This window comes from Dyella subtropica (genome assembly GCF_026283965.1).
Lineage (GTDB): Bacteria > Pseudomonadota > Gammaproteobacteria > Xanthomonadales > Rhodanobacteraceae > Dyella_D > Dyella_D subtropica.
This window is the reverse complement of record NZ_JAPDPD010000001.1, coordinates 21,273-38,338: the sequence shown is the minus strand read 5'-3', so window position 1 is coordinate 38,338 and position 17,066 is coordinate 21,273. Positions and strand designations below refer to the sequence as shown.

The following is a 17,066-nucleotide window of genomic DNA, read 5'->3' as shown; positions in this document are numbered from 1 at the left end:
CCTTGGCGATCAAGCGATAGAACCGAAGAGAGGACGCATCAGCACCTGCGCGTTCCAAATTGCCTACTCCGTCACATGCTGGCCGTCTATACCGCCGCCTGTGGGCCCGCGTGTGAGCTAGCGTGGCGAGACGACGAGTCAATCGGGGTGAGCTGTTATCCACATAGTCTTCACAACACCAGGCCCGCGCAGCGGCTTGGACGTAGTACAGTCGCCGCCACTGAAAACCGTATCGGATGCTCAAGGGGTGGCGGAGATATGCGTAAGGGGACGGGTTTGGGAAGACCATGGCAGCGGCAGCTGCTCGTCATCATCGGATATGCCCTCGCGTACACACTGTTGCGTGGCATATCAGTGTCGCATTGGATGCTGCCCGCAGGCTTGAGGCTGTGCTGCCTCATGCTGTTGCCGCCGCGCTATTGGGCCGCGCTCGCGATCGGCGAAATGCTGCCGATGGCCTACAGCTCGCTGGATTGCTTCGATCAGTACGGGCCGGCTTGGGCGGTGTTCAACCTGTTTCCGCCGATCGCCGTGGCCATGCCTATTGTGGCCTGGTTCCGCCGGCACGTTTCGCAGGTACCTCCCAAACGCTTGACCAACATAAGCGCGTTGCTGCTGTGCGCGCTGATTGTCGCGGCTGCCACCGCATGGCTGAACGTTGGCGGTGTACTCACCATGCGCTTGCCGAAAGGTTATGTATTGCCTCCGGTACTGAGTTTGGCCATGGAGTATTTCCTCGGTGCCTACCTTGGTACCTTGATGCTGCTTCCACCTGTACTGATGGTGCGTGAAGCCCGTCGCCCCAAGACGCTGCGTGATCTAACCGCAGGCTTGGCCAATAGTCGTCTCGCTTGGGATGTCGTTTGTCTGCTGCTACCAGTGCTGCTGTTGCTGATCTGGCTCAGCCTGCATAGCACAGGAGACAACCGGCAAATCGCACGCATCGCCATGTTCTTGCCCGTTGCGTGGCTGACTTTACGGCATGGCTGGCATGGCGCAGGCATCGGCGGGGCGCTCGCCAGCGTCGCCATGATGGGCACGGTGACCGTACTCAGCGATCCGGCTGTGCTGCAGGTGCAAGCCTTCCTCGGCTTTGTGGTATCGACCTTGCTGATTCTGGGGGCGCATATTGCGCTGCTGCATGATCGCGAACAGCGCCAGCGCATCAGCGGCCAGCGTGCGCTGGCCTTGGCACAGCAAGGCCTTTATCGCGCTGAGCTGCGCTCGCGTCAGGCTTCCCATGCACTCGAACGCTTTGGTGGCAGCCTGCATCACCTGCACTCGAATCTGCTCACCCAAATTCGCCGCCTGTCACCCGCCCTCGATCAAGGTCCGTACCACCGGCAGGCCGTGGACGCTCACCAGCAGGTCTATCGCCTCGCCGACCGCATGTATCCGCGAGTCTGGCGGGAACGCGGCCTGCCGGCAGCGTTGCAAACAGGGGTGATTGCCAGCTGTCTGGACGAAGCCGGCGTTGACTACCGTTGTGACATCCAGGGCCGCGGCTTGAGCCGGCTGGCCCCCGAGGTCAACGCTACGTTGTACCGCCTGGCCTGCGACACCATCGCCTACCTGGGCGCGACGCAGTTCGGCCTGTCTGCGCTGCGCCTGGTGTTGCGTGGCGGCGAGACGAACGGCAGGCGCTGGGTTGTGTTGCGGGTGATCGCATCGTGCGGCATACCGGCAGCCGATGCTTCACAGGCGTCCTTCAATCCGGAGTTGCTGGCCGTGAACCTAGGATCGTCGGCGATGGATCCGGATGCCATGCGTCATCTCGCTCATCTGTACAACGGCGAGATGCACGCCAAGGCGATCACCATGGGATATGGCATCAGCTACCTGATCCACGATCCCATGGCGGCCGATATAGCCAAAACTGTCATTGGGCGGTGAACCTTCCACCGCATTGCACAGGGTCAGTGCATACGTCCAACACCGCCTCCATCAGCACGGCGTCCATGCGTCGTGACCTCGCGGTGATGCGCAGCATCCCATCCTGATAAATCGTCTCGGTCCTGGCGACTGATCTGGTCTGGTTCGACCTGCCGCGATCCCCCTGCGGCCTGATCACCACCTGCGCATCTTCGCCCATCGGCAGCACCAGGAGTTCGCCGTTCGCCGTCGCGAAGGCGGCGCGTACTTTGCCGCCCAAGTCATTCACCTGCACATAGCGGATGCCGTCGCGCTCGAACACATACACGTGCCAATGCGGGTTCGCGCTCACGTCCGGGGCATTAGGCCAGGATTGGCCCAGGCCGGTGCCGGGGGAGTCTTGAACGACGCCGGTATTCGCCTCCTGCACATTGGGCGAGGAGTTGCCCATGCCGGTAGGCGGCGATGCCGGTTGAGCGAACGCCGACATGGGCACTGCCACCGCGAGACAACTCGCCAGCGTGAGCTGACGCAAAACACGTGCTTTCGACGAGCCGGACATAGTTGATCCCCTCTTTAAATCGGAACTGATGGAAGAGCCGACAGCCCGCGCAATGTAGCACTGCTCTCCACATGTACCGCATGAAAGATCGCCATGACGAACGGCGCCGTCGTGTGCTTCACATGACTTTCACGGCGGCGTCTTCATGACGTCACCGCGTTGGCACTTGTGAGCAACATCTGCAACCGCCGTAGCGTCATTGAGTCAGTACTGAGCAAGCGCAATGGAGGTGCAGGTAATGAAGGGGATTCGGATGGTTTGCTATCCGGCAGCGATGGGAACGTAGAGAAGGGAAACGAAAGCATTTGATGTTCTCGGCGCTACGCACTGCTGTCGAAACTATCGGCGGGGCAACATCGGCGAATCAAAAACCAAGGCAGGATCGGTTGCTGATTCCACGGGCGAGCTTAAGTTCGGAGCATTGCCTCCCAAGCTCCCCTGGCGAGCACTGTCTCTTGTGCACCTCTCATGTCGACATAGAGCTCCTTTTCCGACCCGTGTGGATACGGGCACCTCCAGATGAGCGAGGGTTTGCTTTTGATCTTGGGGGCCCCTGTGGAGCGGTGAGGGCTGGACGATCAGGCCCGCAGGGGCGCAGGCATGGATGCCTGCGCCTTTTCGACACGACAGGGACGTCGTGTCGAAAAGCCCGGCCAGCCCTCACGGACCCGCAGGCGAAGCCGGAGGGCGCGTAACCGGGGTGGCCTCTCTTTTGGTTACTTTTCTCTGGCCAAACAGAGAAAAGTGACCCGGCCTCCGGCAGGAGGACGGAAGCCCGCGGCAGGCGAGCCAGGTCGCGATAACGCGAGCATCAAACGGCAACGCCACTGGCCCCCGGCCTACGCCGGGGTGACGAAGTAGAAGCAGTGTCGCGAGCACCCGCCCCTCACCCCAGTCCTCTCCCCAGCGGGGAGAGGGAGCAAAGGCGCCGCCCCCCTCACATTGCAGCCACGCGCCCCCCACAGCGATAATCCCGCGTTCAAGTCATCACCCGGATCTCACCATGCTGGACCCCGCACTGCTGCGCTCGCACCTGGCCGACACCGCAGCGCGCCTCAAGGAGACTCGAGGCTACGATCTCGATGTAACCACGGTTGAGGCGCTGGAAAGCGAGCGCAAGCACCTGTCCACCGAGACGCAGGAGCTGCAGAACCTGCGCAACACGCGTTCCAAGGCGATCGGGCAGGCCAAGGCCAAGGGTGAGGACGTCGCGCCACTGATGGCCGAAGTCGCTGGCATCGCCGACAAGCTCAAGGCCAACGAACATGCGCTGACAGATGTGCAGGCCAAGCTGGCCGCCATTGCGCTGGGCATCCCCAACATCCCGCATGAGTCCGTGCCGCCAGGCAACGACGAGAACCACAACGTCGAACAGCTGCGCTGGGGCACCCCGCGCACGTTCGATTTCGAAGTGAAGGATCACGTCGACCTCGGCGCCCGCCACGGCTGGCTCGATGCCGATGCAGGCGCCAGGCTCTCCGGCGCGCGCTTCACCGTGCTGCGCGGCCAGCTGGCCCAGCTGCATCGCTCGCTCGCGCAGTTCATGCTCAACCTGCAGACCGCCGAGCATGGCTACCTCGAATGCAACGTGCCGCTGGTGGTCAACGCCGACACCATGCAGGGCACCGGTCAGCTGCCCAAGTTCGAAGAAGACCTGTTCGCCACCCAGGTCGGCGACAGCAAGCGCTACCTGATCCCCACCGCCGAAGTCGCACTCACCAACCTCGTCGCCGACAGCATCGTCGAAGCCGACGCGCTGCCCATGCGCCTCACCGCGCACAGCATGTGCTTCCGCGCCGAAGCCGGCAGCTACGGTCGCGACACCCGCGGCATGATCCGCCAGCACCAGTTCGAAAAAGTCGAAATGGTGCAGATCGCCTCGCCCGAACAGTCGCATGCACAGCTGGAAGAAATGGTCGGCCACGCCGAGAAAGTGCTGCAGCTGCTCAACCTGCCATATCGCAAAGTGCTGCTGTGCACCGGCGACATGGGCTTCTCCGCACTGAAAACCTACGACCTGGAAGTGTGGCTGCCCAGCCAGAACACCTACCGCGAGATTTCCTCCTGCTCCAACTGCGGCGACTTCCAGGCCCGCCGCATGCAAGCCCGCTGGCGCAACCCCGCCACCGGCAAGCCGGAGCTGGTCCACACCTTGAACGGCTCCGGCCTCGCCGTGGGCCGCACCCTGGTGGCGGTGATGGAGAACTACCAGAACGCCGACGGCTCCATCACCGTGCCCGAAGCCCTGCGCCCCTACATGCACAACCTCAACGCCATCGCCTGAGCGCAAAGGCCATGAGCACCACCCGTTGGGACAAAGTCGAGCTCACCGCCAGCTACTCGCTGCTGGTGATCCTCGCCACCGAACTGCTGACCCGCCTGGGCCTGTACAGCATGTTCCCGCTGCCCACCGTGGACTTGGTGCTCTCCAGCGCCGCCACGGTGCTGGTACTCGGCGCGTTCTGGTTCGCCCGCCAAAGCCGCAAACTGCGCTTCTGGGTGATCGGTTTTGCTGCCGCTACCCAGCTGGTGCCGATGGTGGTCCGCCAGCCGGTGTTGCTGCTGCCGTTGATCGGCGCGGCGGTTCCGGTGGGGATTATTTTGTGGGCGCTGGTAGCCTTGTCGAAGAAGGGGCAGGGGACGGCGGGGCATTCCTGATAAGATGTCGCGGCTCAAACGTTGCCCGATGCAAGATAGGGCAGCGAAAAATTCGGAGAGATGGCCGAGTGGTTTAAGGCAGCAGTCTTGACGCGGAGGCAGGAAGCCGAAGCGAACATCGACAAAGTCGATGGCCCCGAAGGGGCGGAGGGCAGGATGCCCGGAGTCAAACTGCCGTAGTGTCGCGCGAAGCGCGACTGCGAGCAGACAATTTCGGAGAGATGGCCGAGTGGTTTAAGGCAGCAGTCTTGAAAACTGCCGTAGGTGTAAGCCTACCGTGGGTTCGAATCCCACTCTCTCCGCCAGATACGCAAAACGCCCCCTAGTGGGGCGTTTTGCGTATCTGGCGGAGAGAGTGGTGTGGACGAACCCACTGGTTCGACAAAATTGTCCGGAACAATTTTGGACAGCCGAAGGCTGGCCCTGGAGCGCGCAGCGCGGAAGGGTGAGGCCCAAGGATGGGCCGAACAATCCCACCCTTCACGCTAACAAGGCCCTTGTCGAAGCCCGGGCCGTTTTGCGTATCTGGCAGAGAGAGTGGTGTGGACGAACCCACTAAGTTCGACAAATTCGTCTGGAACGACAAGGACAGCCGCAGGCTGGCCTCGTAGCGCTCCGCGCGGAGGGGTTCGGCCCATGGATGGGCCGAACAATCCCACGGCCTGCTGGAGGCAGAGGTACAAATGTCTCCGATCCCTTTTCCGACAGTTATTCATCGGCCTCAGGTTCAATCATTCCAAACCTGAGTCGCGGAAGCTGTCCAACCTCGATGCCGGTGTTGATCACCCGGTAATAAGCCTCGAAGAACAAGTCCTCGTTCGGGAGGTGGGCGGTATACATGTTGAGTTCACCGTAATCGAGGGCGATAGACGGAACGTTGATGTCATGGACCAATGCAAGCATCTGTTCGCTGTATTCACGGAACGAGTCATTAAACAGCTCTTTCAGGATCACCAGGGTGGCGATGTTGAGGTGATCCACCGAGCGCACATGCTTGTCATCACCGATGAAGAACGCCAATGGCGATTGCGACCGCACGTATTTGACTGCGCCTTTCACCTGGCCGAGCGCTGCCTTTAATTTTTGCGAAGAATGCGCACGCTTCCTTGCCATTGTCTGGCGCAAGGTGCTCTCGGTGTTCGGGCTATCCTTGGCCTGGATCAGCATAAGATGGCTGTCGGTGACCACCATGACGTCAGCAATCTCCTCCTTGTCAGTCGACCTCAACGGAGCAAGGAAGATTTGATCGGGCCGAAACACGCGGCACAACAGGTCGACGATGTCACGCTCCTGATAGGCACCAGGCTCTTCTCGAACCAATGATGTGTGGCTGTGCCCTGAGCTGCCGTGATAAGCGTGGTGGGCCGGCCGCATATCGCTGAGGAAAATATCTTCGGGAAATAGGGGCTCTGCAAAGTCAACTGAAATTGTGTTTGCATCCTCTGCTGACGTTCGAAGCCCAAACCAGAGCTGCATGTGGTCGTCCATGGCTCTTGCCCCCGCGTATGAGAACGGCAACAGGTTTGCCATTTCGAGACGAAGCCTGGTTTCCAATGGCATGGAAACGGTGGTGCGGAAGCCAAGAAACTCTCTTCCAAGTTCATCAAACAGATGGACGTCTAGCTCCGGACGTAATAGCACTGATCTTAGAAATCTGGTCTCAAATTCGTCGAACATGGGCGTCCGTAAGACCAGCGGCTCGTCTCCATCATCGAAGAACGCGGTGATGAGTCCGATGGTGGAACTTCCATCGATCGTGGACGGCACGACATATAACTTGAAGCCCCTATTCACGCGCGCAGTCAGAAGCACTTCCTTGGTGCCTTTGATCATGAGAATAGGGCGCGGGGCACCACCGATGCGCAGGGCGCGCAATCCAGCGGGAAAGGCGATGGCCTCGGCCATTAGTTCGGGATGGGTGATGGTAAGCATGGCGACGCGAGATATTTGGGATCTATCCGTGACAGAAACTGACTGTGGCGGCGTTACAGCGAGAGCGTCCGTTGGGCGGCCATCTGGATCACGTCGTCATCATCTATGGTGGTCGCTTTGCGACGTTGTCCACCTTTGGGGCTTGTGATGATGATTTCCTTGTGGGCTACCAGGTTTTCGAGAGCTTTTCGGTAACGCTGACTGTCCGCCGGCGTTGAATTGCAGGTCGTCGAATACATCTCGCCAAAGCGGACGATTTCACGGGCGTGGATGAGTCGAACCAACTGCTCCGTCAGAAGGGCAATGCTTCTCTCATTGGCCGGGTCGTCGAAGCCAAAAGCCAATGAGCTCTGGCCCGTGTATCGCTCGTCGCTGCCGGCGTGGTAACCGATGGCGCGGAACATGTCCAAACCCGCGCCGCCGTAATGGATGAAATGGGTGTTCTTGGTCCAATGAACTTGAGTCATGACATCCCGGGCCTTTGGATGCTGCGACAAATGGACCAGCCAGTAGTCGCCGTGTCCATCGGTCCGGATGAAGAACAAGGTGTAGTAGCTGGCGCCACAGGCCTCGGTAAGCCCGTGGTAGAGGCAACTCTGGATGTAGAGCCGAAAATGGCTTTCGTTGGCTTTGATCTCCTGGAAGGTGCGCCCTTTGAGCACCTCGGGAATGCCGAGGTGGTCCAGGGTTTCCCAGGTGGCCAAGTTATCGCTGGCGAAGTTAATGAAGGCATCCACCGCGAATGTCAGCACGATCTCTGCGCGGGGGAGTTCCTGAAGCAATCGCTTGATCAACGGCGCGGGCACATCTTTGTAGCCATACTGATCCAGGGAGATGAGGGCGCGCCCTCGACGAGGAGTCCGCTCCTTAACTGCCCTGATGATGGCATCGAGCTGCCGCTCGAACGTGCTGTTGATGACGTGGATGTCCGCGCCCAAGCGGTGCTCATATCCCTCATTCTTCAATGTGATCAACAGTGACTTGATCGCATTGCGGTTCTTCTCGACGAAGATGTAGGTGATATTGAAGTGAAGGGGCTTACGGCGTTCGGCATTGATGATGGCCTGCGCCTGTTCTGCCGCCTTCAAGAACACCAGCGGAGAACCCAGGATCCGCTCTTGCGTGTCGGCGTGACGATAGACGCCGCCGCCCGCAAATCCGTCGACGAGCGTTACGCGTATTTCTTCCTGTCCAGGAGCGGTGGCCAGCGTCTTGAAGTAGGCGAGGAGATACTCCCGCAGCACTTCCAACTTGGCGACGCTGTGTTGTTGAAGAATTGCCCCAGACCCATCCGCTGGCCATTCAAAAGGCTTGCGTGGCATTGCACCTGCCTAGATTTGGACCCCGGCAGGCATTTGATCCCAGGTGCGACCATTTAGCAAACGGCCGTTCTTTGACTTGGCCCGCTTCTTTCCGTCAGCGCCCCAGCCTCCCCATTGCTTAAAGAAAAAGGCCACCTTTTGCTTCTGGCATTGGATGCGGACAGCGTCTGCCCACTCGGGCTTCATGGGGCGGGCCTTGGCCCCGGATTCTCCACCCACGATGACCCAATGAATGCCTTTCAGGTCCAGGGGGCCAACGTCTTCCAGGAGGGGCTCGACGGAAAGAAACCGAATCTTGGCGGGCACCTTGCGCAGGAAGTCGATCCTGGGCACCCCGTGGCGCTTGTTCTCCACGGACACGCCCAACCAGACATTCTTCGGAACAGGCCGGGAAGTGAAGTAACTGGCCATGCGCTCCGCGCGCTTGGTCAGAATCTGATAGTGGTGGTGCGGGGTCTGAGTGATGACTTCGAAGACCTTGTCGATGTAGTCCACCGGCACCCGCTCGTGGAACAGGTCCGACATGGAGTTCACGAAGTAGACGGTGGGCTTCTTGCGCCGTACGGGATCGTTGAGGCGTTCGGGGATCAACCGGAGGGCGAACCCCTTTTCGTAGCCAGGCGTGCCCATGGCTCTGAGCCGCTTGGCCATCACTTCCGCATAGCAGTGTTTACAGCCCGCGGACACCTTGGTGCACCCGACAATGGGGTTCCAGGTCTGCTCAGTCCATTCGATGCGTGATGTTGTCGTCATGGTCCACCCGTTGTGGGCCATCCTGCTCCTGGCGGATCTCGCCAACCGCGACGATCCGACCAGCCCGGCCTAAACCAAGCATTTCTAACATAGTCCCCATCGATGGGACAGTCGCCGCGGGTTAGAGCAGTAGCCGCCCCTGGGGTTCCACTTGGCTGACCTCGCCCCACAGCTTGTCTGCCAGGTCATGCTTGGAGGCCAGCACCAGCCAATAGAGGGGTTGATTTCGGTTTCCGGTCACACGCTCGATGTTGTCGCTGACGAGATAGCCGAGCTGCGACAAAAGGCTTCGCCAGTATTCAAACACCGCCATGACCAACTTGGGATTGGCGGCTGCGCTGTTGATCTTCTTGTCCCACCCCGGGGCAAAGCTGCTGAGCTTGCCCGAGGTCATCAAGGCGCGGACGTTGCGCTGCAAGTCCATGATGCTGACATGAATGAGGAGGTCCATGCTCTTGGCTTGCGCAAGGGTTTGGATCACCTGGAAGGGAAGGGATTCAAGGTTGAAGGGATCCAGGAAGGCCAGATTGAAGCCGGTCGGATGGAGGGTGGGGAGGATCTGGGCAGCCACGTCCTCCGCGGTTCCCGCATAGGCGCGGACATTACCAACCCTGAGGCGGCTCAAGCGGGTTTCGCAGGCCTCGACGTTTACCGGGTCGAGGTCACCGATGATGACCTCCCGATAGGGGTTCCGACGCCGGATGGCTTCAGTGGCGGCGACTAACGCGCTTCCTTCCACCACCTCGCCTGTTTTGCGCAAGCGAGCGCGCCCTGGGCCGCAATAGAGGTCGATGTAGGTGGCGTTGCCGCCGAATTTCCGCCTGACCGCTCGGGTAATGTCCACATATTTTTGAAGGCGCAAATGTTTCTCAGGCGCCCAGTCTCCGACGATCGCCCGCCGCAACCTGTCCTCAGGGTCGATTTCGTAGCGGTCATCGTCTTTTTGTGTGGGCATCTGGCTGGCCTCCCTGGCTGGTCCCTGCTGACCTTAACGGCACAAGCGCCTATTTCCTTAGACATCCTATCGCGCTGTGACCCCGATTTTGGTGGCAAAGGGCTGGGATATAACCGTAAGCATACTGTTCCTCCGCGAGCAAATTGCACTTGGTTCCCTCGATCGCCAAGCCTCCGACGCGAGTATTTGCCGGAGCAGAAAACGGAAAACGGGACGGCGGTGGTTAATTCCATTCAACTACCTCCCTCCCGTTTCCTCAGGTCAGATGGCTGTCGCCTCGGCCATGCCAGTGACAATGTCATCCCCACACACATCACGCCATAGGTAATACATCACCCCAAACATCACCGCGAACATCGTCAGCATCAAGGCGACATAGAGCGGAATGATCAGCACGAACATCAGCCATGTGCCGACGAGCGTCCCAAGCAGGGCGAGTAGAACGGCCACGAGCGCGAAGGCAATTCCCACGACAATCCAGCCAAGGATGAGGCTCACTGCAAACACGAGTAGTGGCAGCAGGTTCTTCAGCGCGCCGACTATGCCATCGCCGATGGCGCCGAATACGCTGCGACGGCGCAGCGCGACCTGGCCAAGGCTGATTGCATAGAAACCCATCATGAAAAGGCAGAGCACCATGAAAAGTGCCATGGCGATTCCGAAGCCTTGGGGTAACGCCGGTGGCGGCTGATGGGTAGTCTGTGCAGTCACTACTTGCATGTACCAGGTGGCGATGCTGCCTCCCGTGGCAACGACAATGACTCCGAGCACGGCGACGTAGGCCACCATGACCGCCAGTCCGTAGCCGATCAGGCGCAACGCTTCGCCTTGTCGATAGGGTTTGAAGATGTCGAGTGCGCGTGCTGGCAACCCGCGCTCGGCTGTATCGATCACCTGCAGATAGCCCGCGTAGAGCGGCACGATCAGCAGACCGGCCAGCATGGAGATTGCCATGATCCAACCAAAGGTTGCCGGACTCATCGGTGTGCTGGTGATAGCCGCTTGGAATTGCATCGGCATCGTGATCAGCGTCGGCAACAGGCATGCCACCATCAGGAAGGCTGCCCCTCCTAGCAACGGCTTCGGATGGCGGAAGCCCACGGTGATGCCGTTCGTCAGCCAGCTAAAACCGGCCGACGGTCCCTTGGATCGTGTCGTCATAGTGTCCTCCCTGAAGATCGGCGCCCCCGCGCCGTGCGGGCCCAGCATAGCGGTTAGCGCCAATGACACCTAGACGGGACCCGGCGCGGAAATCCGGGTCACGTTGGACTTACAGCAGGAAACGCAGCGGAAGATGGGGCGGAGGTAACGGAGCTGTACTCTCGACGTCCCCCGGTTTTGATATAACCGCAAGCACACTGTTCCTTCGCGAGCAACTGCACTTGGTTCCCTTGATCGCCAAGCCCCGGACGCGAGTATTTGCCGCCAGCTTCTTTGCCGTGGTCGCGCTGGGCACGGCGGCGTTGCTTACACCGCTCCTGCTACCGCCATCTCGTCCACTGGCGATTGCTATGCCGTTCCTAGCGGCGGCCTGCGCGTATGGCTGGGCTTGGGTGCTCTATCCCCGCGATGGCGCGGAGTCGTACGGCGCGCTGCGCGGTGTCGTCGTGGCGTTGCTGGCCTACTTGAGTTTCACGGCGATTCTGGCGGTCTCAGGCTATCCCGATGCGGGACTCCTGATCGTGGGCTTCCTATGGGTACCCTTTCCGTGGTTTGCGCTGGCAGCAGGCGCGGCAGCCGGCGCTACGAACCTGCGCAACGTCCGCGCTCGCATCAACGCGTCGGCCGCGATCGCGTGTCTTGTCTGGACGAGGTGTGTTGCAGCCCTGCGGGCAACGTATGTGCGGTTTGACAAGTGGGCCGCCGACCCGAGCGCCTTTGCAGTGGTGACGATGATTGTCAGCAGTTGCCTGTTGTTCGCTGGAGGCGCGCTGGGCCTCGCATGGCTTCCCCCGAGATTTGCATCCTTGGACGAGGGGCTAGGCATGTCGCAGCGGCTGCTGCCTGGCGTGGTGGCATTGATTTTGGCTGTGACCGGGCGGACGTGTGGGCGCGTGCTACTGGCAATCATGCCTGCTATGCACCGTTTGCACATCACTATGATGTCGGCAGTCCTCGCAGGTGTCGCGGCCGTCTGGTTCTCAATCAACTTCGCCGGCTGAGAAGCGTTCGTGGAAGATTGACGTTTGACACGGGCGGCATTTCAGAGACGGCGAAGTCGGCTGTTGCACGAAATGATGACCCCGGTTTTGGAGTTGCCCTATGAGGTTGATATAGATTAAGCAGACGGTTCAGCGGGTCAGGTGAAATCCACGAGCGCACCAAGTCAGTGGATCGAATCGGGATGTGATCTTCAGTCCACGCGCTATGGTTCCAAAAATCGTGAATTAGTTTAAATAAATTTACAGAGGATGTAGATATGCGCTCAAGTTCAATATTGTTTGCTTTGGTTGCTCTTATTTCAGTGGCGTGCGAGGCCACGGATAGATCTGATATTTCGGCCTGTCAGGCCGATCTGGCGGGCTTGATAGTTCCAAATATAAAGACGGAGATGAATAACAAAGATATCTCTGTCGAGCTTGCTGAAAATGACAGCGGGGTTTACAAGGTAAGAATGTTCGTTGCCTCTGACAATCCAGGCAAGCAGGTATCGATTGGATGGGTCGTCTTGGATACGAACAAAGGCATTGCTTACGACATAACCAAGGATGATGAGCATCCTGAGAAATTGAATATTGACGCGAACAAGTACAAGAATTTCTCTGAGAAATGTCTTGGGCGTGTAAATAATGGCGGGGCGCAAGTCATTGTTGATACGAAATTACCATTTGTATTTGATAAGTATTATCAGTGTGTTGTCGGTTCGGGCAAGAAGGATGAGTGTGGCGACCGTTTCCATGCATATCCAGACAATGCGGTGGGCGGTGAGCTTAGGGGTCAAATCGACCCGAGTATGGATACGATTTTATTTATGCCATCGATATATGATTTAAAAGTCATTCTTGCCGGCAGGGCTGAGGCGGATGTTAATATTTACTATCTTTATGTTTTCAGGGATGTAAAATTGATTTCAAAAGAAATGGTTGGAAAAATGGATGGCGAATCCATTTTAACTTTCGATATCAGTAAAAATTATTTGATAACAACGTATGAAAGAAAAGGTGCCATGTCGAGTAAGATAAGTAATGTCAACCATTTCAAGTTAAGTGAAAATGGTGATTTTGTTGTGTGTCAAAAATTGAATCCGGAATGTAAGTGATAGGCTATTCCGCCGGAATTGATTGTAAGCACCTAGCCGCGATGCATAGAGAACCAAAGCGCGAACGGGGACACATTGAAGTTGATCGCCGACCCCGCGCGCGACCAGCGCCGCGGTCGGCACCCATGAAGCCAGCGTCGCCTTGGGCCATCGGGGGCCCACTTGGATTCGGGGCCAGCAGCAACAGCCACGGACACTAGGGATAACCCTAATAGGCAAGCCTGTGTGAAGACCGCTCCAATAGTGGCTTCCCCTAGCCAACCCTCAGGCAGCGAAATGATCCCGCGCGACTTTGATACTTCGAGCTCTCCTGTTGCATTGTCCGCCGCGCAGCCGGCTCCGTCTCAGCAGCCGCAGTCTTACCGCGTACAGCGAACCGACTCGTCACTGGACAGCATTGCCCAGCATTTCGGCACCACGAAGGACGCCATCGTGCATGCCAATCCGGGCAAGTTCAGCCAGTCGTTGAAGGTTGTGCCAGGCGACGTGCTGATCATCCCGCCAGCCGACCTCAGCGCGCAGTCGGCTGCCGATGCGAACAAGCCCAAGGCAACTCCGCAGCAACAAGTGGACAAGGCGCTGGCGGATCTGCACAACCTTGCCCAGGTCACGCCGCGCAACCGCAGTGAGGTCCAGGACCTGGCCGATGCGCGAAGCAGTTTGCAGGATCAGTTGAACAAGGCGGTGGACGCCGAGGTCCAGGCCCGCCTCAGTACGCCGGATACCTCGCTCACGCCTCAGCAACGCAAGGCGCTGGGCGACGCTGCGCCGACGCAGGCCGACCGCGCTACGGATATCCGCAAGGATATCGTCTCCCGATATCAGGGCGACGCAGCGGTGCAGCAGGCGGTGGACACCCAGGAGGCGAACACGCTGCTTGCCAACAACGACCAGGGCGGCTACAGCTCGCCCAAGGACAAATTACTGGCGCTGGATGCCTCGCTGAAAACCGCGTCCTCCGATCAGGTGCGTGCGCTCGCCACCGGGCAGGATTCCTACCGCAACACGCTACAAGCCGCTGCCGATTGGGCTGCGCAGCCGTATGACGGCAACACGCACTTCAGTAACTACGATCAGTACACCAAGGCCGGTCAGGGTGTGGAGGATTCCTCCGCTCGCTACGCGGATCTTCTGTCCGGCATTTCTTCGCCAGAGATGAAGGCGAGCCTGCTCGCCGACGCGCATCCGCAGCTCGACAAGCTGGCTCATTTCGCTTTCCTCCACAACGGCCAGGACATGCAGCAGCACTCGACGGCTGCCTTGACGAGCCTGTCTTCGATAGTCGGCAGCTTGGGCCAGCAGAATCCAGCGGGCGCCCAGGCGTTGGCGGCTGACCTCGCTAGCCAGATGACCAATGGGCGTGTGTGGGCGGGATGGCCGGGCAACATATCGATACTCAGCGATGCTGCCACCAAGTCAGGCGATCCGACGCTGGCCCTGAACATCATCGATCACGTGCGCGGCGACGGTAAGGACCGAATGGCAAACGACTGGTCCGACCGGGCGCGTGGTGAAGTGCTGCAAGCGACTACCGATGCAACAAGCAGGAAGGTTGACAACGACGTTGAGACCTATGTGCAGGCGGCTGGTGAACTCAATAGCCTGATCGCCAAGGAAGGGGCGTCGATGACGCCCGACCAGCTCAATCAGGCGATCGAGAATTACGGCAAATCGAAGGGGGCGGAGTGGAAGCAAAGTGTCAACGACGCGATCACCCGTCTTGCCGATGACGGCAAGCATCTGCTGTCTCAGCAGGCTGCGTTGAGCAACTGGGTCGCCAGCCATCCGGGCGACAAAGACGCGATCGGTAAAGTGCTCAACAGCGTGATGGGCAGCGAGAACAACCAGGCCGCCATACGCTTGGCGGTGCAACGCGATCCTACGGTCATGCAGGGGGAGCAAGGCGAGTCGTTGATCAATATGTATGCCTTGTACGCCAAAGCGGGCGACCAGGGCACACGTAAGCTGATGCAGGAGCTGGGCACCAACTATGTCGCTGGCCGCCTCAATGAGCTACGCGCCGGGCTGAAGGCAAATGACTTGGATTCGTTGCGCACCACCTGCGACGGACTGACCAAGCTGGGTGACGATAGCCGCTTGGCCACCGTGCTGGCGATGAGCGGCGACAAGCAGGCGGATATCAAGGCGGCCACCGAGGCGTTGAAGGCGAACATCACCAAAACCTTCTCGCTGGCGAACCTGCCCCAAGATCCGCAAGCAGCGCTTGCCGACAATCTCGAGGATCTGGACAAGCGACTCTCTGGGATGAAGGCATTCGACAAGGGCTCAGCGCTAGGCACGTCCTTCCGCTTGTTCAGTGTCAGCGCAGCCGGCCTGGGCTTTCTCAACTCGGTGGACAAGATGGGTACCATCGGTCAGCAAGGCTGGGAGGACAAGATTCGCAATTCCTTGTCGTTGCTGGCGTCGTCGGCCGGCCTCGGCCAGAAAACTGCCGGATTGCTCTCTCATCTGAGTTTGGTTCCCGAGAAGGGCAAAATCGCTCAGTTCGGTACGACCCTTTGGGACCGTTGGATCAACGGAGCCTCGGGCGCGCTCGATTTCTGGAAAGCAGGCGATTCGCTTTTCGAAAAGCACGATGGCACCGAGGCCGCGCTGTATGCCACGACGGGTACGGGTTCGGTCATGTGGGCGCTAGGCGCAGGATCCTGGGCCGGTCCGGTCGGTATCGCACTGACCGCCGTCGGCACCATTGGCCTGATCTCCTATCAGGACAAGAAGGCGAACGATCACGCCGTGCCGGGTCGCGAGGCATTCCTGCAAGGTCTTGGCTACAGCAAGGATGCCGCCGACGCACTCTCCGCATGGCATAGCAAGAATGACGCGCCGGCAACGAGCATGTTGTTGCACTACGGCGAACAGAAGGGCATGAATCAGCAGCAGACCATCGCCTGGTTCAACGGGCTTGGTCAGGACCAGCAGAAGACGTTTGCCGGTGCGATGGTCTCCGCGCTGGACACCGTGGGCGGTGACGCGAGCAAGTTGCAGAAAACCGCGAAGGATGACGGTACCTGGGACGACATGGCCAAGCACAACTATCTGCTCTCTGGAACCGTCAGCCACGGCATCTTCGGAATGGGGGCAGGCGTGGTGGACGATGGCTCGAAGCTGGATGGCCTCACAGAGTTCCCGGTCAACGGCGAAGAGCAGCCTTCATCCGTGCACCAGCTCGACATCGTGCTGAAGAACGTGCTCGGGGTGAACCCTCCTTAAGCCTGAGCCGGGAAGCGCCAAACTGGGCTTCCGATGTTTTGTAGGAGCGCACCCTGTGCGCGATGCACTTCGCGCACAGCTGTTTCTTGTGCACAACTCAATGCGTGCACAAGCATGCACCTGCTCCCTCTCCTTCGTTCACCGATTTGTGCACGGAGGAGATGGTTGGGCTGAGGGGCGGGTGCTCGCGATAACCTGTCACTGTCGTCACCCCGGCGTAGGCCGGGGTCCAGTGGCGTTGCCGCTCGATATTCGCGCTATCGCAACCTGGCTCGTTGCGACCGAAGGGAGTCCCCGTGGGACCGCGGGCTTTCGAACCGCTGCCGCGGTCCGAGTCACTTTTCTCTGTTTGGCCAGAGAAAAGTAACCAAAAGAGAGGCCACCCCGGTTGCGCGCCCTCCGGCTTCGCCTGCGGGTCCGTGAGGTCTGGCCGGGCCTGCTCTTAGATGACATGGGGACACGACGTCCCTGTCGTATCGGGAGGCATGGGCATCCTTGCCCATGCCCCTGCGGGCCTGATCG

Annotated in this window: 12 protein-coding genes and 1 tRNA gene; 7 read left to right on the top strand and 6 right to left on the bottom strand. The window is 59.4% G+C overall.

Going from position 1 to position 17,066, the window contains the following annotated elements; genetic code table 11:
• Positions 1 to 75 precede the first annotated feature (75 nt).
• A complete protein-coding gene (locus OUZ45_RS00180) occupies positions 76 to 1,893 on the top strand; it encodes an MASE1 domain-containing protein (RefSeq protein WP_323137491.1) in 1,818 nt (605 codons plus the stop codon).
• On the opposite strand, the gene OUZ45_RS00175 is transcribed toward OUZ45_RS00180, so the two are convergent.
• The gene (locus tag OUZ45_RS00175) at positions 1,880 to 2,362 is read right to left on the bottom strand and encodes a hypothetical protein (RefSeq protein ID WP_266167841.1); all 483 of its coding nucleotides are present in this window, start codon (positions 2,360 to 2,362) and stop codon (positions 1,880 to 1,882) included. The genes OUZ45_RS00180 and OUZ45_RS00175 overlap by 14 nt on opposite strands.
• 1,075 nt (positions 2,363 to 3,437) lie before the next feature.
• Here OUZ45_RS00175 and serS point away from each other — a divergent pair.
• From serS to OUZ45_RS00160, 3 genes are all read left to right on the top strand, one after another.
• Entirely contained in the window at positions 3,438 to 4,718 is a 1,281-nt protein-coding gene (gene serS, locus OUZ45_RS00170; RefSeq protein ID WP_266167840.1) for a serine--tRNA ligase, read from the top strand.
• 11 nt (positions 4,719 to 4,729) lie between these two features.
• A complete protein-coding gene (locus tag OUZ45_RS00165) occupies positions 4,730 to 5,092 on the top strand; it encodes an LrgA (protein WP_266167839.1) in 363 nt (120 codons plus the stop codon).
• Positions 5,093 to 5,307: 215 nt separating this feature from the next.
• Positions 5,308 to 5,397: transfer RNA gene (locus OUZ45_RS00160), tRNA-Ser, on the top strand.
• A 403-nt stretch (positions 5,398 to 5,800) separates the two neighbouring features.
• On the opposite strand, the gene OUZ45_RS00155 is transcribed toward OUZ45_RS00160, so the two are convergent.
• The 5 genes from OUZ45_RS00155 to OUZ45_RS00135 form a co-directional block, all read right to left on the bottom strand.
• On the bottom strand, positions 5,801 to 7,024 hold the full coding sequence (locus tag OUZ45_RS00155) for a hypothetical protein (RefSeq protein ID WP_266167837.1): 1,224 nt from the start codon (positions 7,022 to 7,024) through the stop codon (positions 5,801 to 5,803).
• A gap of 53 nt (positions 7,025 to 7,077) precedes the next feature.
• Positions 7,078 to 8,346: a three-Cys-motif partner protein TcmP gene (locus OUZ45_RS00150; RefSeq protein WP_266167836.1), complete on the bottom strand. Its 1,269-nt coding sequence runs from the start codon at positions 8,344 to 8,346 to the stop codon at positions 7,078 to 7,080.
• 9 nt (positions 8,347 to 8,355) lie between these two features.
• Positions 8,356 to 9,099 carry a DUF5131 family protein gene (locus OUZ45_RS00145; protein WP_266167834.1) on the bottom strand — a complete coding sequence of 248 codons (744 nt, stop codon included), beginning with the start codon at positions 9,097 to 9,099 and terminating at the stop codon, positions 8,356 to 8,358.
• A 121-nt stretch (positions 9,100 to 9,220) separates the two neighbouring features.
• Positions 9,221 to 10,054: a three-Cys-motif partner protein TcmP gene (locus OUZ45_RS00140; RefSeq protein ID WP_266167832.1), complete on the bottom strand. Its 834-nt coding sequence runs from the start codon at positions 10,052 to 10,054 to the stop codon at positions 9,221 to 9,223.
• A gap of 261 nt (positions 10,055 to 10,315) precedes the next feature.
• Positions 10,316 to 11,263: a hypothetical protein gene (locus OUZ45_RS00135; protein WP_266167831.1), complete on the bottom strand. Its 948-nt coding sequence runs from the start codon at positions 11,261 to 11,263 to the stop codon at positions 10,316 to 10,318.
• Between the two features lie 173 nt (positions 11,264 to 11,436).
• On the opposite strand from OUZ45_RS00135, the gene OUZ45_RS00130 reads away from it, so the two are divergent.
• From OUZ45_RS00130 to OUZ45_RS00120, 3 genes are all read left to right on the top strand, one after another.
• Positions 11,437 to 12,216, top strand: coding sequence for a hypothetical protein (locus tag OUZ45_RS00130; protein WP_266167830.1), 780 nt, complete (start codon positions 11,437 to 11,439; stop codon positions 12,214 to 12,216).
• A gap of 257 nt (positions 12,217 to 12,473) precedes the next feature.
• Positions 12,474 to 13,313, top strand: a complete 840-nt coding sequence (locus tag OUZ45_RS00125; RefSeq protein WP_266167829.1) for a hypothetical protein — start codon at positions 12,474 to 12,476, stop codon at positions 13,311 to 13,313.
• Between the two features lie 276 nt (positions 13,314 to 13,589).
• Positions 13,590 to 16,544, top strand: coding sequence for a LysM peptidoglycan-binding domain-containing protein (locus OUZ45_RS00120; protein ID WP_266167828.1), 2,955 nt, complete (start codon positions 13,590 to 13,592; stop codon positions 16,542 to 16,544).
• Positions 16,545 to 17,066: the final 522 nt, after the last annotated feature.